Raw genomic sequence first — 16,423 nt, 5'->3', positions numbered from 1 at the left:
GCCTTGACCAGCAACGCACCAGGCCCATTCGGGTGACCTTGCACCTGCTGCCTGCGTGAAGGACGTCTTCCCGCTGATCGACCCCGGACGGTCCCCGACCGGCTATAGCTGCCAGCGACCAGCCTCATGCGCCGGGATGCCTCCCCGACGTCGACTTTCGTACGAGGCGTCAGGCGGTGCCGAGTGCCGGACGTGGGGCGGACTCGGTGCCCAGGGTCTCGTGCAGCCGCACCTCGTCGGCGGGGGGATGGCGGGTGCCGGTGGACAGCAGGTCGCGGGCTGCCTTCGTGGCCTTGCCGCGGCCCGTGCCGGTGGTGAGGAAGCAGCGGAGGTCGGTCCGGAGGCGTTCGACATCCGGGTCCGGATCTCCGTCGTGCACCGCGCTTTCAGCGGCGGATCGAAGCGCGTGGTCGAGGCCCGCGCTGGGCGGGATGGCGTCGAAAAGGGCGTACACCGCGGCATAGCGCAGCAACAGCTCGGAGCTCAGGGCGGCGGACACGTTCGCGCCGTCGTCCAGGTCGAGCGCGGCAACCGCGCGGGTCAGCGCCTCCGCTCCGCGTGCCATCTCGTCGAGGCGGATGTGGGCCGCGCTCAGGTCGATCAGGGCGCTCACGAGGTGGGGCGGGGTGTTGCAGCGCTGCCAGTGCTCGACGGCTTGGGCAACCAGGTCCTTCACCGCGTGGTGATCGTCAAGAGCTTCTGCCGCACAGGCCCCGTTCTCGCACGCGACGGCCGCTGTCCACCAGTTGCCGAGCGTCGTGTACGCGGTCTCGACGCGCCACGCCAGTGGGAGCGCCTCAGCGTGGTTGCCCGCCCACAGCTCGGCGCGCTGCCTTTGGAAGAGCGCCGAGGCCCGTAGTTCCGCGGTGCCGTGTCCCTCGGCAAGTTCATGGGCGCGCAGTGCCAGTGCGCGGGCTTCTTCCGGGCCCGCCGTCTCGAAGGCCAGCTTGGAGTTGTTGATGGCGATCGGGACGGCGGTGGCCGCCAGACCCAAGGCGGTCAGCACGGAGACCGCGCGCCGGCCGGACGCCAGGGCAGCCGCCGCGTCGCCTTGGTCCCACTGCATCAGCGAGATCAGGAAGTCGGCCTCGGCGGCCCCCGCGTGCAGGTTGTGGGCCCCGGCGATGTCACGGGCCCGCTGCGCGTACACCAGTGCGCGCGCCGGGTCGGTGTCGCGCAGCAGCTCCGCGTTGTCCCAGCACAGCCGTACCGCATCGGCGGGCGCCGAGAGGCGCTGGTGGAGGTGGACGCGAACGTCGTTGGCCGCCACCTCGCCGTCGAGCTCGCCGCCCGCCTGGTACAGGGCCGCCACCCCCTCCGCCAGTTCCAGGGCGAGCGCGAGCCATCCGCGTTCCTCCGCCGTACGCACCGCCGCGTGGAAGCGGGCCGGGTCGAGGGCGCCGGACAGTTCCGCGTCGGGCTCCCCCCGGTTGATCTGGCCGAGCCGGTCGCGCAGGAACTGGACGGAGCGGTAGGTGACGTCGTGTACGTCCTCCTCCGGCTCCTCCTGTGCCAGGCGCTCCTTGGCGAAGAGCAGGACAAGGTCGAAGAGGGCGAAGGAGGCGAGCACGCCGCCGGAGAAAGTGCGAACGAAGGCGGCGTGTTGGGCGAGACTGCGGTCGACCAACCGGTTGAGGAGCAGTTCCTGGCGCAGCGCCGGGGCGTCGAGGCAGGCGCCCAGTTCCTCGCCGGTCGTCACCGCGCCGGGCACCGCGGCGATCAACCGGAAGGTGCGGCGGGCCGCGGCGTCCAGGTTGTCGTAGCTGAGCCTGATCGCCGCGCGCACCGCTCGGTCCCCCGAGTCCAGGTAGTCCAGCCGGGTCGACTCCTCCTCCAGCAGGTGCAGCAGGTAGTCCACCGGCAGGTCCGGGCGGCTCGCCAGCCGTCCACCGACCATCCGCAGCGCCAGCGGCACGTCCGCGCACAGCCGGGCCAACCGGTGCAGCAGGGCGGGGTCGTGGCTGCGCTCGGGGTCGCACGCGGCGAGTACCCGGACCGCGGCGTCGCGCGTCAGCGGCTCCACGCGGAAGACGAGTGACCGGTCGGCGTACCCCTGGACGCGATCGCGGGAGGTGACGACGACCGCGCAGGTGGCGGGGGGCTTCACCAGGGGCGCGACGTGGGCGGCGTCCAGGGCGTCGTCGAGCACCAGCAGCACCCCTCGGCCCTGGAGTTCGGCGGTGAACCGGGCGAACAGCGCGGCGTCGCCCAGGTGCTCCCCCGCGTCGAGGTCCGCGCCGATGTCGAGGCCCAGCGCCTCCGCCACCATCCGCACGACGGTACGGGCGGGTCTTCGGGCGTCGGGGACCAGTCCGTGAAGGTCGACGTGGAAGACCCCACCGGGGAAGTCCGGCGCGAGTGCGCGGGCGGCCTCGATGGCCACGGTGGACGTGCCGACGCCCGGCTGCCCCGACAGGAACGCGGTCGCCGTGCCCTGCCAAGCCGTGCTCCCGCGTACGGCGCGGACCACGTCGGCGACCAGTTCGGTACGGCCGAGGACGAAGGGATCGGGATCGGGGATACGGCACATCTGGGCCGCGGCCACGGCCCGTCGAGCGCGGCGCTGGACCTCGGCCGCCCCGGGGGCGGCGCCGCTCGTCCCGCCCTGTTGGCCCTGCGCACCGTTCCCGTTCGGGTCCGGCCTGCGGACCATGACGGCGCGGGTGGAGGCGGTACGCAGCTCCGGGAGCCGCGCGGTGAGGGCGGTGAGGAATGCCTCCAGGTGCAGTGTCCGCCCGTCGGTGAGCACCGCCCGCAACTGCCTTCGGCACACCGCGGAGAGCTCGACGAAGAGCTCTTCGGACAACTCCTCGACCAGGACGTGCCGAAAGGAGTCGAGCAGCGCGTCAGAGGTCCGGGGTGCGGCGCCGTTCGAACCGGTCCCGTTCGGACCCGTGCCGTTCGGACCCGTGCCGTACGGGTCGTTCCGCGTGCGCGAGCCGTCCAGCGGGGCCGACCAGTGGCGCAGGGCCTCCTCGTGCTGCGGGTGCGAGAGCAGCAGCACCCGAGGGTCGAGCCCGCGCAGCCGGGTGCGGCGCCGGAAGTCCCGTACGGCGTCGCCTTCGTGTCGGCCGTGGGCGACGGCTCTCGACAGCAACCACTCCGCCGCGTCCCCGGCCCCGCCGACCCCGCGGTACGCGTCGTCCAGCGCCATCAGCGCACGGGCCGCCTCCACCGCGGCCTCGTTCAGGCCCCCGACGCCTTCGGGCACCCCCCGGTCTCGGGCCGGCCCCGGGTCGGGTGCGACGCGTGTGGCCACCGCGCCGGCCCGCCCGCGGACCAGGGCGGTGTCCACGGTGCGTACGGACAGCACGGTGCCGACCTCGTCGGCGAACACGAGCCGCCGACGCACGTCGATCCCCGGGACGGTCGACAACAGCACAGCGACGTCCTCGACCCGGGCCACCCACACGGAGTCCCGCAGCCAGCCGTCCGCGCTGTTGTACCGCGCGGAGACCACGCCGACGGCGGCACCGTCCGCGAGGCGCAGCACGGGGGCACCGCTCATCCCCGGCATGACGTCCGCGGACCTGACGCGCCACAGCATCACCTGGTCATCCCGCATGGTGCCGCCCTGCCAGCTCCCCGGGGCGTCCAGCGACTGGTAGCCGTGGCCGGGGTCGTCCACCTCGGCGACGCCGGTCACGACGACGTCCGCCTGGAAGGCCACCGGGTGCAGGGAGACGGGGACGGACTCCGCCAGCGGCTCGGCCCGGCGCACCACCGCGAGGTCCCGTGGCACGTCGACGGCCACCACCTGCGCGGGCGCGCGCCCCACCGATCCGTTCAGGGCGTCCACGGACAACGACGCCCCGAGCCAGTCGCATCCGGCCTCCGCGAGGACGTGCGCCGCCGTCACCAGCACGCCAGGGGACACCTGGAAGCAGGTGCCCACGGGCGTACCGTCGACATCGAGGACCCGGCCCAGGAAACCGGGGACCCTCGCGTCCCACACCGCGTCCACCACCGTTGCGCTCCCCCGTCTCCCCCGGCTCCCCCCGCGGACGCCGCTGCCACGGCCCTCTCCCTACGGGCGGCTCAGCCGTGCGTGCGTCGTCCCGCCCTCGTCGTACGCCACGAGTGGTCAGTCGGCGCGGTCGGCCGCGGCGGCGCCCTGCTCGCCCCTCGGCGCGGGATACTTCAGCCGTACCACCAGCGACGCCTCGCCGGAGACGCCGGCCACCACGATGGTGCCTTGCGTGGAGAACTTCAGTCCGAACTCCACCTCCACCTGCTCGGGGCGCGTTGCCTCGTGCGTCAGCCGGCCGATCGCCTCCCCGGTGGCGGAGGCGATCTCCACGATCGCGTCACGGGCATGGTCGAAGGCGTCCACGACCCGTCCGCTCGCGTTCCGCAACCGCGAGGTCGGCTCCGACCCGGCGACCGTGACCGTCTCGACCATGAGGTCAACGTCGCCAACACGCAGCGGAAGCAGTCGACTTGTCATGGGATCACCTTCCCACAACGAGCCCCGCCGCGTCCGGCGCCAGCGGAGGACCAGCGAAGCCCGCGGCCACCTCGGGTGAGGCCACGGGCGAAGGCGCGCGGGGGCCCGGCCGGAGGTGGGATTTCGGGGTGCGGCCAGCCGTTCCGGCGACGAGCGCGCGGGCTCGGCGGCCGTACGTTCCTTCTGGAGCCCACGAGCTGCCCACGCAGGGGCAGTTCGGGGACATACGTCGGACCTTCTTTCGGAAGGTCGTGCACGACTCTAGGAGATGGCCGGGTCGGCTCGTATATTCATGGGACGTCTACGCCCCCGGTGTCCCTTGAACCCCTGGTGCCCCGGGTGTCCCGGAGGTCCCGCCGCACCCCAGCTCCTGCCCCACCCCACCTTCCGGTGACCAAGCTCAGTGGGACCTACCTGCTGGTGGACGGATTCACGCTCGACTGACGGCTGCCGAACGGGAGAAGGGTGAACCATGCTGCTCACGAGGAGACCGCGCACCAAGGGAAGGGCACTGCGGGTGCTACTGGCCCTGATCGCGGCGGGCGCGGTCGTCGTCGGGCTGCCGGCGGGCGCGCCGCTCGCCGCCGCCCACCCGGCCCACGGCCGGGCCACCGCCCCGGCACGAGTGGCCGCGTGGTCGCCGAGCATGACCGTCGGCGGACCGGACTTCGACGACGAGACGATCCGCATGGTCGCCCACTCCAGCGTCAGCGGCACCTCCCTGCGGATACACCTGTCCAACCTGCGCGGCACGACCCCGCTCACCATCGGAGCGGTGAGCGTCGCCGCGCAGGCGGACCGGGCCACCGCCGTGCCGGGTTCGCGGCACGCGGTCACCTTCTCGAACCACAGGTCCGTCACCCTCGCCGCCGGCGCGGAGGCGGTCAGCGACCCGGTCGCGATGTCCGTCGCCGCCGACCACAACGTGCTGGTCAGCGTCTATCTCCCGGAGGTGACCAGCTCCGCCACCTGGCACTCCGACGCCTTCGACACGAGCTACCTCTCCACGCCGGGCGACCACACCGCCGACACGGGGGACGGCAACTACACCACGGCGACGACCTCTTGGTACTACCTGTCCGGTCTCGACGTGATCTCGCCCGGCGCCCGCGGCACCGTCGTGGCGTTCGGCGACTCCATCACCGACGGGTACAACACCCCGGCCGGGGCGTATCACCGCTGGCCCGACGACCTCGCCCGCCGGCTGTCCGGGCCGCACCCGATGAGCGTCGTGGACGCGGGCATCGGAGGCAACCGGGTGCTGACCGACGTGCCGAACATCTGGCAGGGGATCAGCGCGACCAAGCGGTTCGCCCACGACGCGCTGGGCCAACCCGGGGTGCGATACGTGATCCTGATGGAGGGCATCAACGACATCGGCAACAACGCCGGCCCCGACGGCGCCCCCCTCACCGCCCAGGACCTGATCGACGGCTACCGGAACCTGATCGGGCAGGCGCACGCCGCCGGCGTCCGGATCATCGGCGGCACGCTCCTGCCGGACAAGGGAAACGGCTACTACAGCGACTCCGCGGAGGCCCTCCGCCAGGCGGTCAACACCTGGATACGCACCAGCGGGGCGTTCGACGGGACGGTCGACTTCGAGAAGGCGGTCGCCGACCCCGCCGATCCGGCAGCCCTCGACCCCCGCTTCGACTCGGGCGACCACCTGCACCCCAACGAGGCCGGCATGCAGGCGCTCGCAGACGCGGTCGACCTCAGCCTGCTGCCCTGACCGCGGTGTGCGGGCAGCGACCACGGTCCGCTGCCCGCTCACGCGCAGTACCGGTGGGCGGGCTGGGTCAGGCACCGTGCCTCGCCACCCTGGTAGGACGTCGCCTGGTGCCGTGCCGGGCGCCGCGAACCGGTGAACCCTTCCGGTCCCGGCACTGGGCTCGGTGGCGGCGCCCGTCGCGCGGTTCCCGGCGCGATCAGGTAACCAGGAATGGTGAACGAGGACGCGACCGACCCCTTCGTGCATGTCCGGGGCGCCAATGAGAACAACCTGCGGAACGTCGATGTCGACGTTCCGCGGGACGCGATGGTCGCCTTCACCGGCGTCTCCGGGTCGGGCAAGTCCTCGCTCGCGTTCGGCACGCTCTACGCGGAGGCCCAGCGGCGCTACTTCGAGTCCGTGGCACCGTACGCCCGAAGGCTGCTGAACCAGGTCGGCGCACCGCACGTGGAGGAGATCGCCGGACTGCCTCCGGCTGTGGCCCTTCAGCAGCGACGCGGGGCGCCCAGTTCGCGCTCGACGGTCGGCACCATCACCACGCTGTCCAATCTGCTGCGCATGCTGTACTCCCGCGCCGGCACCTATCCGCCCCGGGCCGCACGGCTGGATGCCGAGTCGTTCTCACCCAACACCGCGGCCGGCGCCTGCCCGGAGTGCCACGGGCTGGGCGTCGTGCACGACGTCGCCGAGGACCTGCTGGTCCCGGACCCCTCGCTGAGCATCCGCGAGGGGGCGATCGCCGCCTGGCCGGGTGCCTGGCAGGGCGCCAACCTGCGCAGCGTCGTGAGCGGCTTGGGGATCGACATCGACCGGCCGTGGCGCAGGCTCAGGAAGAAGGACCGGGACTGGCTGCTGTACACGGACGAGCAGCCCTCCGTGTACATCGAGCCGGAGGAGGACCGGGTCGACTACGGCTACCAGGGCAAGTTCTGGAGCGCCCGCAAGCATGTCATGCACGTCCTCGCCGATTCCAAGAGCGACAAGATGCGCGAACGGGCGCTCCGGTTCGTCAGGAGTGTGCCCTGCCCCGAGTGCCACGGCAGCGGGCTGCGGCCCGAGGCGCTCGCCGTGACCTTCGCCGGACGCTCCATCGCCGAGATCAACGCGATGCCGCTCACCGAGGTCGTGGCGCTGCTGCGGCCCGTCGTGGGGCGCTCCGAGGCCGACGCCGCCACGTCGACCGCCCGATCCGGGGAGACCACCGAGGTCGCGGTCCGGATCTGCGGCGATCTCGTCGCGCGGGTCGACGTACTGCTCGACCTGGGCCTCGGATATCTCAGCCTCGGGCGCCGCTCGACGACCCTGTCGCCCGGCGAGGCGCAGCGCCTGCGGATCGCCACCCAGCTGCGCTCGGGGCTGTTCGGCGTGGTCTACGTCCTCGACGAACCCTCCGCAGGGCTGCACCCGGCCGACGCGGAACCGCTGCTGGAGGTGCTGGACCGCCTCAAGGCGGCGGGCAATTCGCTGTTCGTCGTGGAGCACGACATGGACGTCGTACGGCGGGCGGACTGGGTGGTCGACATCGGCCCCGGCGCGGGCGAGGGCGGCGGACGCGTGCTGTACAGCGGCCCGGTCCCCGGTCTTGAGCAGGTCGGGGAGTCGGCCACGAGCGCGTACCTGTTCGGGCGCGCCCAGCCGCTCGACCACCGCCCGCGCACACCGCACGGCTGGCTGCACCTGAGCGGCGTCTCACGCCACAATCTGCACCATGTGTCCGTCGACGTGCCGCTGTGCGTCCTGACGGCGGTGACGGGCGTGTCCGGTTCCGGAAAGTCGACGCTGGTGACGCAGGTGCTCGCCGAGGTCGTCCGCGGCCACCTCGGACTCGTACCCGAGGACCCCGACGAGGCACAGCTGGAGGTCGACGTCCAGGACGCGTCGGGGGTCGAGTCGTTCGACCGGCTGGTCCGGGTCGACCAACGGCCCATCGGCCGAACTCCCCGGTCCAACCTGGCCACGTACACGGGGATGTTCGACGCGGTGCGCAAGCTGTACGCGGGGACGGACGAGGCCAGGGCGCGCGGCTACTCGGCCGGGCGGTTCTCCTTCAACGTGCCCGAAGGGCGGTGCGAGACCTGCCAGGGCGAGGGATTCGTCGCGGTGGAACTGCTGTTCCTGCCCGGCACCTACGCGCCGTGCCCGACCTGCCAGGGTGCCCGGTACAACGCCGAAACGCTGGAAGTCACCTACCGCGGCAAGAACATCGCGGAAGTGCTGGGGCTGTCCGTCGACGCCGCCGCCGAGTTCCTGTCCGCCGTCCCGGCCGCATCCCGCAGTCTGGAGACGTTGCGCGAGGTGGGGCTCGGATACCTGCGGCTGGGGCAGCCCGCGACGGAACTCAGCGGTGGTGAGGCGCAACGCATCAAACTGGCCACCGAGCTGCAGCGGGCCCGCCGCGGGCACGCGCTCTACCTGCTCGACGAGCCGACGGCGGGGCTGCACCCCTCGGACATCGCGCTGCTGCTGCGACAGCTGCACCGGCTCGTCGACGCCGGCAACACGGTCGTCCTCGTCGAGCACGACCTCGACACGATCGCCACCGCGGACTGGGTCATCGACCTCGGGCCGGGCGGCGGAGACGCGGGCGGGCGGGTGGTCGCGTCGGGCCCGCCGGCCAAGGTGGCGAAGTCCCGCCGCAGCGCCACCGCGCCCTACCTCGCGGCCCGGCTCGCGAGGCGTCCCGTCTGAACCCCGGTACGGACCCGGAACCGTACGCCGTCGATCAGCTGCCGCCGGGACCATCCGGAGCCTGGAATTCCAGCACCAGCCGGCGAACACGTCCATGGCGCTTCCGGCGACCGCAGGTCAATTCTCGGTCACTTCCCGCGATACGGCGCGACGGTATTCGGCGTTGATGCGCTGCGCTTCTTCGAGCTGGTCTTCGAGGATGATGATCCGGCAGGCCGCCTCGACGGGGGTGCCCTGGTCGACGAGTTCCCGTGCGCGGGCGGCGATGCGCAGCTGGTAGCGCGAGTAGCGCCGGTGGCCGCCCTCGGAGCGGAGCGGAGTGATCAGCCGGGCTTCTCCGATGGCGCGCAAGAAGCCGGCGGTGGTGCCCAGGAGTTCCGCGGCGCGGCCCATCGTGAAGGCGGGGTAGTCGTCGTCATCGAGCCGGCCGAACGAGTCGTCTGCTGTCATCGCACCTCTCTGTGGAACGCGTCGAGGGGTCCTGGCACCGTACGGCGCCAGGACCCCGAAGGAACTACTACACCATCTGCCGGCCTCAGTACTGCGCCGACCTTCTGTTTCCGCTGGCCCGACCGTGCTGCTGTCGGAGCCGCGGGGATCGCGGTTGCTTGACCGGAGACCACCTCACTATCGATGTCCTGCGGTACCCGGGCCCACAATTTCCGCCCGGGCGATCCTGATGGCGCCTGGCCCCTCCGTTCTTTCCTCTGCTGACCGAAAACCTCTTGGTACTGCGAACTGCACCTACCGAACTGCGGTACTTCTCCCGGCGGCCCCTGATCACCGCGGGCCACCCGGTCCGGTCGTCAGCCCCGACGCCATCTGGCAATCCAGCGCCGGAACTCCACCACCGCACCGTCCTGCAACTGCGAGTACTACTGCCCGGCAGTTCGTCTCTGCCAGGCCCTGCTCGATCTCGGCTACGTGAGAAACCATAGCCACACCGCCCCCCAATGTCTACTCCGGCGAAGGTAGATTTTCACGTGTCGATCGCAGAGGTAGTCGCCCTCGAGCGCGACCGGAGCGCCCGGCGGCACGGCGGCACGGCGGCACGGCGGCAGCCCGCAGACGTGTTCGGCGCCGAGGTCATCGGATGGCGGGCGTTCCCACCTCCCCGAGGTGCTCGTGCGCCAGGCGCACAGCCATGGCGCCCTCACCGACCGCGGAGGCCACCCGCTTGACCGAGCCGCTGCGGACGTCGCCGACGGCGAAGACTCCCGGCAGACCGGTCTCCAGGGCGAGCGGGGTGCGGGCGAGGCGACTCCAGAGGTCCGCTGTCACCTGGACCACGTCCTGCCCGGTCGGAATGAAGCCCCGCCGGTCCAGGGTGACGGCGTCGGCGAGCCAGGAGGTGGCGGGGCGCGCGCCGATGAAGACGAACAGGGCGCGGGCTGCCAGCACCTGCTGCTCGCGGGTGCGGTTGTTCTCGACGACGAGGGATTCGACCCGGTCCTCGCCGGTGACCTCCCGGACCTCGGTATGCAGCCGGACGTCGATCCGGGGGTGCCGCTCGATCCTGTCGATCAGGTAGCGGGACATGCTGTGTTCCAGGTCTCCACCGCGGACCAGAAGATGGACGGCGGGCGACTCGCGAGCCAGGAACAGGGCTGCTTGGCCGGCGGAGTTGCCGCCGCCCACGACGGCGACCGGGTCAAGGCGACAGTTCCGTGCTTCCCAGACGGTGGCGGCGTAGTGGACCCCGAGTCCTTCGAACCGCTCGACGCCGGGGGCGGTCAGCCGCCGGTAGCGGGCGCCGGTGGCCACCACGACGTTGGTGGCGGTGGCCGTGCCGCCGTCGGCGAGTCGCACCACGTTGGTCCCGTCGCGCTGTTCGAGGCCGGTGGCCTCGGCGGAGACGTCGATCCGGGCGCCGAACCGCTTGGCCTGTACGACGGCGCGTTCGGCGAGTTCCATGCCGGAGATCCCGGCGGGGAAACCGAGGTAGTTCTCGATCCGGGAGGAGGTCCCGGCCTGGCCGCCGGTCGCCACACCGTCCAGGACGACAGTGGAGAGTCCCTCGGAGGCGCCGTACACCGCGGCGGCAAGGCCCCCGGGTCCCGCGCCGACCACCACCAGGTCGCAGACGGCCTTCGCGGCGGTCTCGGTCCGCAGCCCGATGACCTGGGCGAGTTCGACGTTGGAGGGATTGCGCAGCACCCGGTAGTCGTTCCAGACGACGATCGGGGTCTCCTCGGGAGCGATCCCGAGACGGGTGAGCAGCGCCTCGGCCTCGGTGTCCTTCTCCAGATCGGCCCAGCGGTGCGGGAGGCGGTTGCGGGCGGCGAACTCCAGCAGCCGCCGGGTGTCGGCGGAAAAGGCGGAGCCGATGATGCGGAAGCCCGTGCCCGCGCCGGCCAGCATCCTACGGCGCAGAAGGTAGGCCCGCAGGATGACGTCGCCGAGCGCGGGTTCGCGGCTGAGCAGGTCGCGCAGGGCGGCCGAACCCACAGCCAGTACCTCTCCGGGCCTGTTCACCACCGCGCTGACGAAGGCGGTCTGGCCTTCCAGTACGCCCAGTTCGCCGAGGAAGCTGCGCGGACCGTGCAACTGGACGACGTGCTCCTGGTCGTCGCGGCCTTCGACCACGGCCACCGTGCCGCTGAGGACGACGAAGAACTCGTCACCGCGTTCGCCGGCCCGGAAGAGCTGTTCCCCCTCGCGGACCTGCCGTTTCTGTCCGCAGGAACTCAGGGTCGCGATCTGGTCGTCCGTCAGCCGCGGGTAGGCACCGTGGACGTCGGCCGTCGGTGTCGGTGTCGGTGTCGGGGTCGGGGTCGGCACGGTTCGCTCCCCTCAGACCATCGCTTCGTGCACGAAACACCACCGCCAGTCCTCGCCGGGTTCGAACGACTGGACGATCGGGTGCCCGTCGGTCGCCGCGTGAGCGCGGGCGTGCCGCATCGGCGAGGAGTCGCAGCAGCCGACGTGGCCACAGGTCAGGCAGAGGCGCAGGTGCACCCACTGCGTCCCCGTGCGCAGGCAGTCCTCGCAGCCCTGCGGGGTTCTGGGCGCGACGGGCCGGACCATGGACAGGTGCGGGTCGGGAGAGTTGGTCATCACGGCCTCCGGGAGGCGGGATCGGCTGGTCCATGGGACGTCGACAGCGCCTCGTCCACCCACTGGCGCAGCGCGTTCGCGGGCGCGGCGCCGGTCTGGCGGGCGACTTGCCTGCCCCTGTCGAGGATCAGCAGGGTGGGTACGGCTTGGACCTCGAACCGCCGCGCCAAAGCTGGGGACTTGTCGATGTCGACCTTGACGAGTTTGATCCGGCCGGCCAGGTCCGTGGCGACCCGTTCGAGGGCTGGGCTCACCATGCGGCAGGGGCCGCACCAGGTGGCCCAGAGGTCGACCAGCACCGGCAGGCTCGCCTGCTCGGCGACCTCCCCGAAGTCGGCGTCGCCCGCTTCGGCGATCCACGGAAGCGGGGCCCGGCAGTTTCCGCAGCGCGGGCTGCCCTCCGCCGCGGCGGGTACGCGGTTGGTCCGGCCGCAGTTGGCGCAGGCGACCATCCGCACCGAACTCCCGGCACCGTCGGTACGGCCGCTGCGGTCGGCTCGGCCTTCCGGAGAAGTACTCATCACGGCTCCTGCGGCTCGTCCTGGAGGGTGACGGTCAGTTCGCCGCCCGCGGCGTCGACCAGGACGGTCACGCCCTCGCGTGCCTCGCCGCTGAGCAGCGCGCGGCCGATCCTGGTCTCGACCTCGTGCGAGATGAAGCGGCGCAGCGGCCTGGCTCCGTAGACCGGGTCGTAGCCCTCGGCGGCGATCAGGTGGCGGGCCGGCTCGGTGAGGAGGAGCGTGATGCGCTGCTCGGAGAGGCGGTCGCGCAGCTCGTCGAGGAGCAGATCGACGATGCGCTCGATCTGCGCGATGCCGAGCGGGTGGAAGAGGACGATGTCGTCGACGCGGTTGAGGAACTCGGGGCGGAAATGGCCGTTGAGTTCGGTCATCACCAGCGCCCGCGCCTCGGGCTTGATCTCGCCCGCCTGAGTGGCGTCCTGGAGCAGGTACTGCGACCCGAGGTTGGAGGTCATGATGATCACGGTGTTGCGGAAGTCGACGGTCCGGCCCTGGGCGTCGGTGATCCGGCCGTCGTCCAGCACTTGCAGCAGCGTGTTGAAGACGTCGGCGTGCGCCTTCTCGATCTCGTCGAACAGGATGACGGAGTACGGCTTGCGGCGTACCGCCTCGGTGAGCTGGCCGCCCTCCTCGTAGCCCACGTATCCGGGGGGCGCGCCGACCAGTCGGCTGACGGTGTGGCGTTCCTGGTACTCGCTCATGTCGAGGCGGATCATGTTGCTCTCGCTGTCGAACAGCGCTGCGGCCAGCGTCTTGGCAAGTTCGGTCTTCCCGACGCCGGTCGGGCCGAGGAAGATGAACGAGCCGATCGGCCGGCGCGGGTCGCGTACCCCGGAGCGGGCCCGGATCACCGCGTCGGCGACGAGCTGGACGGCCTCGTCCTGGCCCACGACCCGCTCGCGCAGGATCTCGTCCAGCTTGAGCAGCTTCTGCCGTTCGCCCTCCTGAAGGCGGGTGACGGGGATGCCGGTCCACGCGGAGACGATCTCGGCGATCTCCTCGGCCGTCACCACCTCGCGCAGCAGCCGGCTCTCGCCCTGCTTGTCGGCGAGGTGCTCCTCCTCGGACGCCAGGCGCCGCTCGAGTTCGGCGACCGTTCCGTAGCGAAGTTGGGCGGCACGGTTGAGGTCGTAGGCGCGTTCGGCGTGCTCGGCCTCCTGCCGGGCGCGTTCCAGGTCCTGGCGCAGTTCCTGGACCTTGCGGATGGCCTGGCGCTCGGCCTCCCACTGGGCATGCTTGGCGTCCACCTCACCGCGCAGGTCCGCCAGTTCACGCCGCAGGTCCTCCAGGCGGGCGCGGCTGGCCGGGTCGGTCTCCTGGTCCAGCGCGGCCTCCTCGATCTCCAGGCGGGTTGCCCGGCGGGTGAGTTCGTCGAGTTCGGCGGGCATGGAGTCGATCTCGGTCCGCAGCCGCGCGCAGGCCTCGTCGACCAGGTCGATGGCCTTGTCGGGGAGGAAGCGGTCGCTGATGTAGCGGTGGCTGAGGGTGGCCGCGGCGACCAGGGCGTTGTCCTGGATCTTGACGCCGTGGAAGATCTCCAGTCGCTCCCGGATGCCGCGCAGGATGGAGATGGCGTCCTCGACGGTCGGCTCGTCCACCTGGACGGTCTGGAAGCGGCGCTCCAGGGCGGCGTCGGACTCGATGTGCTTGCGGTACTCGTCCAGCGTGGTGGCCCCGATCATGTGCAGCTCGCCGCGGGCCAGCATCGGCTTGAGCATGTTGCCCGCGTCCATCGCGCCCTCGGCGGCGCCGGCCCCGACGACGGTGTGCAACTCGTCCACGAACAGCAGGATTCGGCCCTCGGCGCCCTTGACCTCCGACAGAACGGCCTTGAGGCGCTCCTCGAACTCGCCGCGGTACTTCGCCCCGGCCACCAGCGACCCCATGTCGAGCGAGAACACCGTCTTGTCCCGCAGCCCTTCGGGCACGTCGCCGCGCACGATCCGCTGGGCCAGGCCCTCGACGATGGCGGTCTTGCCGACGCCCGGTTCGCCGATCAGGACCGGGTTGTTCTTGCTCTTGCGGCTGAGGATCTGGATCACCCGGCGGATCTCGGCGTCCCGGCCGATCACCGGGTCGAGGCGGCCGGTGCGGGCCTCGACGACGAGGTCGCGCCCGTACTTCTCCAGGGCCTCGTAGGCTTCCTCAGGATTGGCGGAGGTGACCCGCTGATTCCCGCGCACCGTGGTGAGGGCGGCGAGGAAGGAGTCCTTGGTGACGCCCTGTTCGCCGAGCCGCCGGCCGGCCGCGGTGGTCGAACCCTCGTCCACCAGCGCCAGCACCAGGTGCTCGGTGGAGACGTACTCGTCCTTGAGCCGCTTGGCCTCCTGCTCCGCGCTGTCCAGCAGCCGGGCCAACCGCTGGGTCACCACCACCTGCCCGGGGGCGGCACCCGGACCGGTCGTGCGCGGGCGCTTGGCGAGATCGGCCTCGACTGCGGCCCGCAGGGCGGCCGGATCGGCGCCGGCGTCGGCCAGCAGACGGGTGGTCAGGCCATCCTGCTGATCGAGCAGGGCCAGCAGCAGGTGCTCCCCGTCGACCTCGGTCTGGCCCATCCGCACCGCGACGCTCTGCGCTTCCTGAAGCGCTTCCTGGGACTTCTGGGTGAGGCGGTTCATGTCCATGTCGTGGGCTCCTTGGCGGCTCGCTCGCTGTGCCGCAGTGCGGTTTCCAGGCGTTCGATACGGTCGAGCAGGTCCAGGACCACGCCGATGGCCGCGTAGTTGAGGCACAGTCCGTCCCTCAGCCGCAGCACCCGGGCGATGGCCGACGGCGCGCTCGGCCGGAACCACAGCCGGCCCCGTGCGTCACGCTCGGCGTCCACCAGTCCGAGGGCGACGAAACGGCTGACGAGTTCGGGCGGCAGTCCACTCCTGCTGACCACTCCGGCCAAGGGGAGCTGGTAAGGGCTCGGACTGGTCCGGTAGACGCGCACCAGCGGATAGGCAGCCCTGGTGCGGGGCTGTCCGGCTTCTCGGGCGGGCGAACGGTGTTCGGCTCTCATGTCTGCTTCCTCGGGTCGAAGGAGGAGACGGCGGCCAGTTCCTCGAACAGCTCACGCTCGCGCGGGCTGGGCGAGGGCGGCACCATCACCTGGATCTCGGCGTAGAGGTGCCCGGGGGAACCCTTGGGGTGCGGCATCCCCTCGCCGCGCAGCCGCAGCCGGCGGCCGGTGGAGGTACCGGGCGGCACATGCACCTTGACCGTCCCGCCCGGAGCGGAGAGCGGCACCGTGGCCCCCAGCGCGGCCTCCCAGGCGGTGACCGGCAGATCGACATGGATGTCGCGCCCAACGAGCCGGTAGCGCGGATGGGGGGCGATACGGACCACCAGGTAGAGGTCCCCGGCGGAACCCGGACCGCGGCCCCGGCCACCCTCTCCCGCGAGCCGGATGCGCTGCCCGTCGACGACGCCGGCCGGAATGGTGACGTCGTAGCTGCGCTCCCCGCCGGGCCCGCCGAGGGTGATCTTCCGCCGGCCGCCGCGGTACGCCTCCTCCACGCTGAGCGTGAGTTCGGCCTCCTGGTCCGCACCGGGCATCGGGCTGCCCCGCCCGGCGCCCGCCCGGCCGCCGAACATGCCTCCGAAGAGATCTTCGAAGTCCACGCCGGAGGCGTCGAAACCGGTCTCCGTCCAGGTCCGGCCGCCTGCCCGGTCGGCGCCTCGGGTGCCGCCGAAGGGACTGCCGCGATACGCGCCGGCTCCGCCGCCGAAGCCCTGGCCGGCCGCGACACGCTCGTCGTAGTCCTCCGGAATCTGCCGGAAGTCTGGGCCGAAGCGGTCGTAGCGGGACCGGGTGTCGGGGTCGGACAGCACGCCGTACGCCTCGTTGATCTGCTTGAAGCGCTCCTCCGCGGCCGGATCGCGGTTGACGTCCGGGTGGTAGCGGCGGGCCAGGGTGCGGAACGCCTGCTGGATCTCGGCGCCGTCGGCGGTGCGGGGAACGCCCAGCACCTCGTAGTAGTCCTCTGCCAT

General features: G+C 71.8%; 11 protein-coding genes. 2 read left to right on the top strand and 9 right to left on the bottom strand.

What is annotated here, in order from left to right; translation table 11 throughout:
• Window positions 1–169: 169 nt before the first annotated feature.
• A complete protein-coding gene (locus AB0399_RS13190) occupies window positions 170–3,967 on the bottom strand; it encodes a trypsin-like peptidase domain-containing protein (RefSeq protein WP_366411330.1) in 3,798 nt (1,265 codons plus the stop codon).
• 117 nt (window positions 3,968–4,084) lie between these two features.
• The gene (locus AB0399_RS13185) at window positions 4,085–4,447 is read right to left on the bottom strand and encodes a CU044_2847 family protein (protein WP_329372800.1); all 363 of its coding nucleotides are present in this window, start codon (window positions 4,445–4,447) and stop codon (window positions 4,085–4,087) included.
• Between the two features lie 472 nt (window positions 4,448–4,919).
• On the opposite strand from AB0399_RS13185, the gene AB0399_RS13180 reads away from it, so the two are divergent.
• Together AB0399_RS13180 and uvrA are read left to right on the top strand one after the other, a co-directional pair.
• On the top strand, window positions 4,920–6,182 hold the full coding sequence (locus AB0399_RS13180) for an SGNH/GDSL hydrolase family protein (protein WP_366411329.1): 1,263 nt from the start codon (window positions 4,920–4,922) through the stop codon (window positions 6,180–6,182).
• Between the two features lie 210 nt (window positions 6,183–6,392).
• Window positions 6,393–8,870, top strand: a complete 2,478-nt coding sequence (uvrA, locus tag AB0399_RS13175; RefSeq protein WP_366411328.1) for an excinuclease ABC subunit UvrA — start codon at window positions 6,393–6,395, stop codon at window positions 8,868–8,870.
• 117 nt (window positions 8,871–8,987) lie between these two features.
• Here uvrA and AB0399_RS13170 read toward each other — a convergent pair whose 3' ends face one another.
• The 7 genes from AB0399_RS13170 to AB0399_RS13140 form a co-directional block, all read right to left on the bottom strand.
• A complete protein-coding gene (locus AB0399_RS13170) occupies window positions 8,988–9,320 on the bottom strand; it encodes a MerR family transcriptional regulator (protein WP_366411327.1) in 333 nt (110 codons plus the stop codon).
• Window positions 9,321–9,956: 636 nt separating this feature from the next.
• Window positions 9,957–11,651, bottom strand: coding sequence for an FAD-dependent oxidoreductase (locus AB0399_RS13165; RefSeq protein WP_366411326.1), 1,695 nt, complete (start codon window positions 11,649–11,651; stop codon window positions 9,957–9,959).
• A 12-nt stretch (window positions 11,652–11,663) separates the two neighbouring features.
• Window positions 11,664–11,927: a UBP-type zinc finger domain-containing protein gene (locus AB0399_RS13160; protein WP_366411325.1), complete on the bottom strand. Its 264-nt coding sequence runs from the start codon at window positions 11,925–11,927 to the stop codon at window positions 11,664–11,666.
• Complete coding sequence (trxA, locus tag AB0399_RS13155; protein ID WP_329374541.1) at window positions 11,927–12,379, bottom strand: thioredoxin; 453 nt, start codon at window positions 12,377–12,379, stop codon at window positions 11,927–11,929. Before trxA ends, AB0399_RS13160 begins: the two co-directional genes overlap by 1 nt.
• A 68-nt stretch (window positions 12,380–12,447) precedes the next feature.
• Window positions 12,448–15,072, bottom strand: coding sequence for an ATP-dependent chaperone ClpB (clpB, locus tag AB0399_RS13150; protein ID WP_366411324.1), 2,625 nt, complete (start codon window positions 15,070–15,072; stop codon window positions 12,448–12,450).
• A complete protein-coding gene (locus AB0399_RS13145) occupies window positions 15,063–15,452 on the bottom strand; it encodes a chaperone modulator CbpM (RefSeq protein ID WP_366411323.1) in 390 nt (129 codons plus the stop codon). The genes clpB and AB0399_RS13145 overlap by 10 nt, the downstream gene beginning before the upstream one ends.
• Window positions 15,449–16,423, bottom strand: coding sequence for a J domain-containing protein (locus AB0399_RS13140; RefSeq protein ID WP_329372784.1), 975 nt, complete (start codon window positions 16,421–16,423; stop codon window positions 15,449–15,451). Before AB0399_RS13140 ends, AB0399_RS13145 begins: the two co-directional genes overlap by 4 nt.

The sequence above is a fragment of the Streptomyces sp. NPDC088194 genome (assembly GCF_040702025.1).
Lineage (GTDB): Bacteria > Actinomycetota > Actinomycetes > Streptomycetales > Streptomycetaceae > Actinacidiphila.
This window is presented reverse-complemented; position numbering and strand designations above follow the sequence as displayed.

Bases quoted from the DNA above. Each gene is read 5' to 3' on its own strand.
- AB0399_RS13160 (WP_366411325.1), bottom strand. From the start codon at position 11,927: ATGACCAACTCTCCCGACCCGCACCTGTCCATGGTCCGGCCCGTCGCG.
- uvrA (WP_366411328.1), top strand. From the start codon at position 6,393: ATGGTGAACGAGGACGCGACCGACCCCTTCGTGCATGTCCGGGGCGCC.
- clpB (WP_366411324.1), bottom strand. From the start codon at position 15,072: ATGGACATGAACCGCCTCACCCAGAAGTCCCAGGAAGCGCTTCAGGAA.
- AB0399_RS13180 (WP_366411329.1), top strand. From the start codon at position 4,920: ATGCTGCTCACGAGGAGACCGCGCACCAAGGGAAGGGCACTGCGGGTG.
- AB0399_RS13185 (WP_329372800.1), bottom strand. From the start codon at position 4,447: ATGACAAGTCGACTGCTTCCGCTGCGTGTTGGCGACGTTGACCTCATG.
- AB0399_RS13140 (WP_329372784.1), bottom strand. From the start codon at position 16,423: ATGGCAGAGGACTACTACGAGGTGCTGGGCGTTCCCCGCACCGCCGAC.
- AB0399_RS13145 (WP_366411323.1), bottom strand. From the start codon at position 15,452: ATGAGAGCCGAACACCGTTCGCCCGCCCGAGAAGCCGGACAGCCCCGC.
- AB0399_RS13170 (WP_366411327.1), bottom strand. From the start codon at position 9,320: ATGACAGCAGACGACTCGTTCGGCCGGCTCGATGACGACGACTACCCC.
- trxA (WP_329374541.1), bottom strand. From the start codon at position 12,379: ATGGTCGCCTGCGCCAACTGCGGCCGGACCAACCGCGTACCCGCCGCG.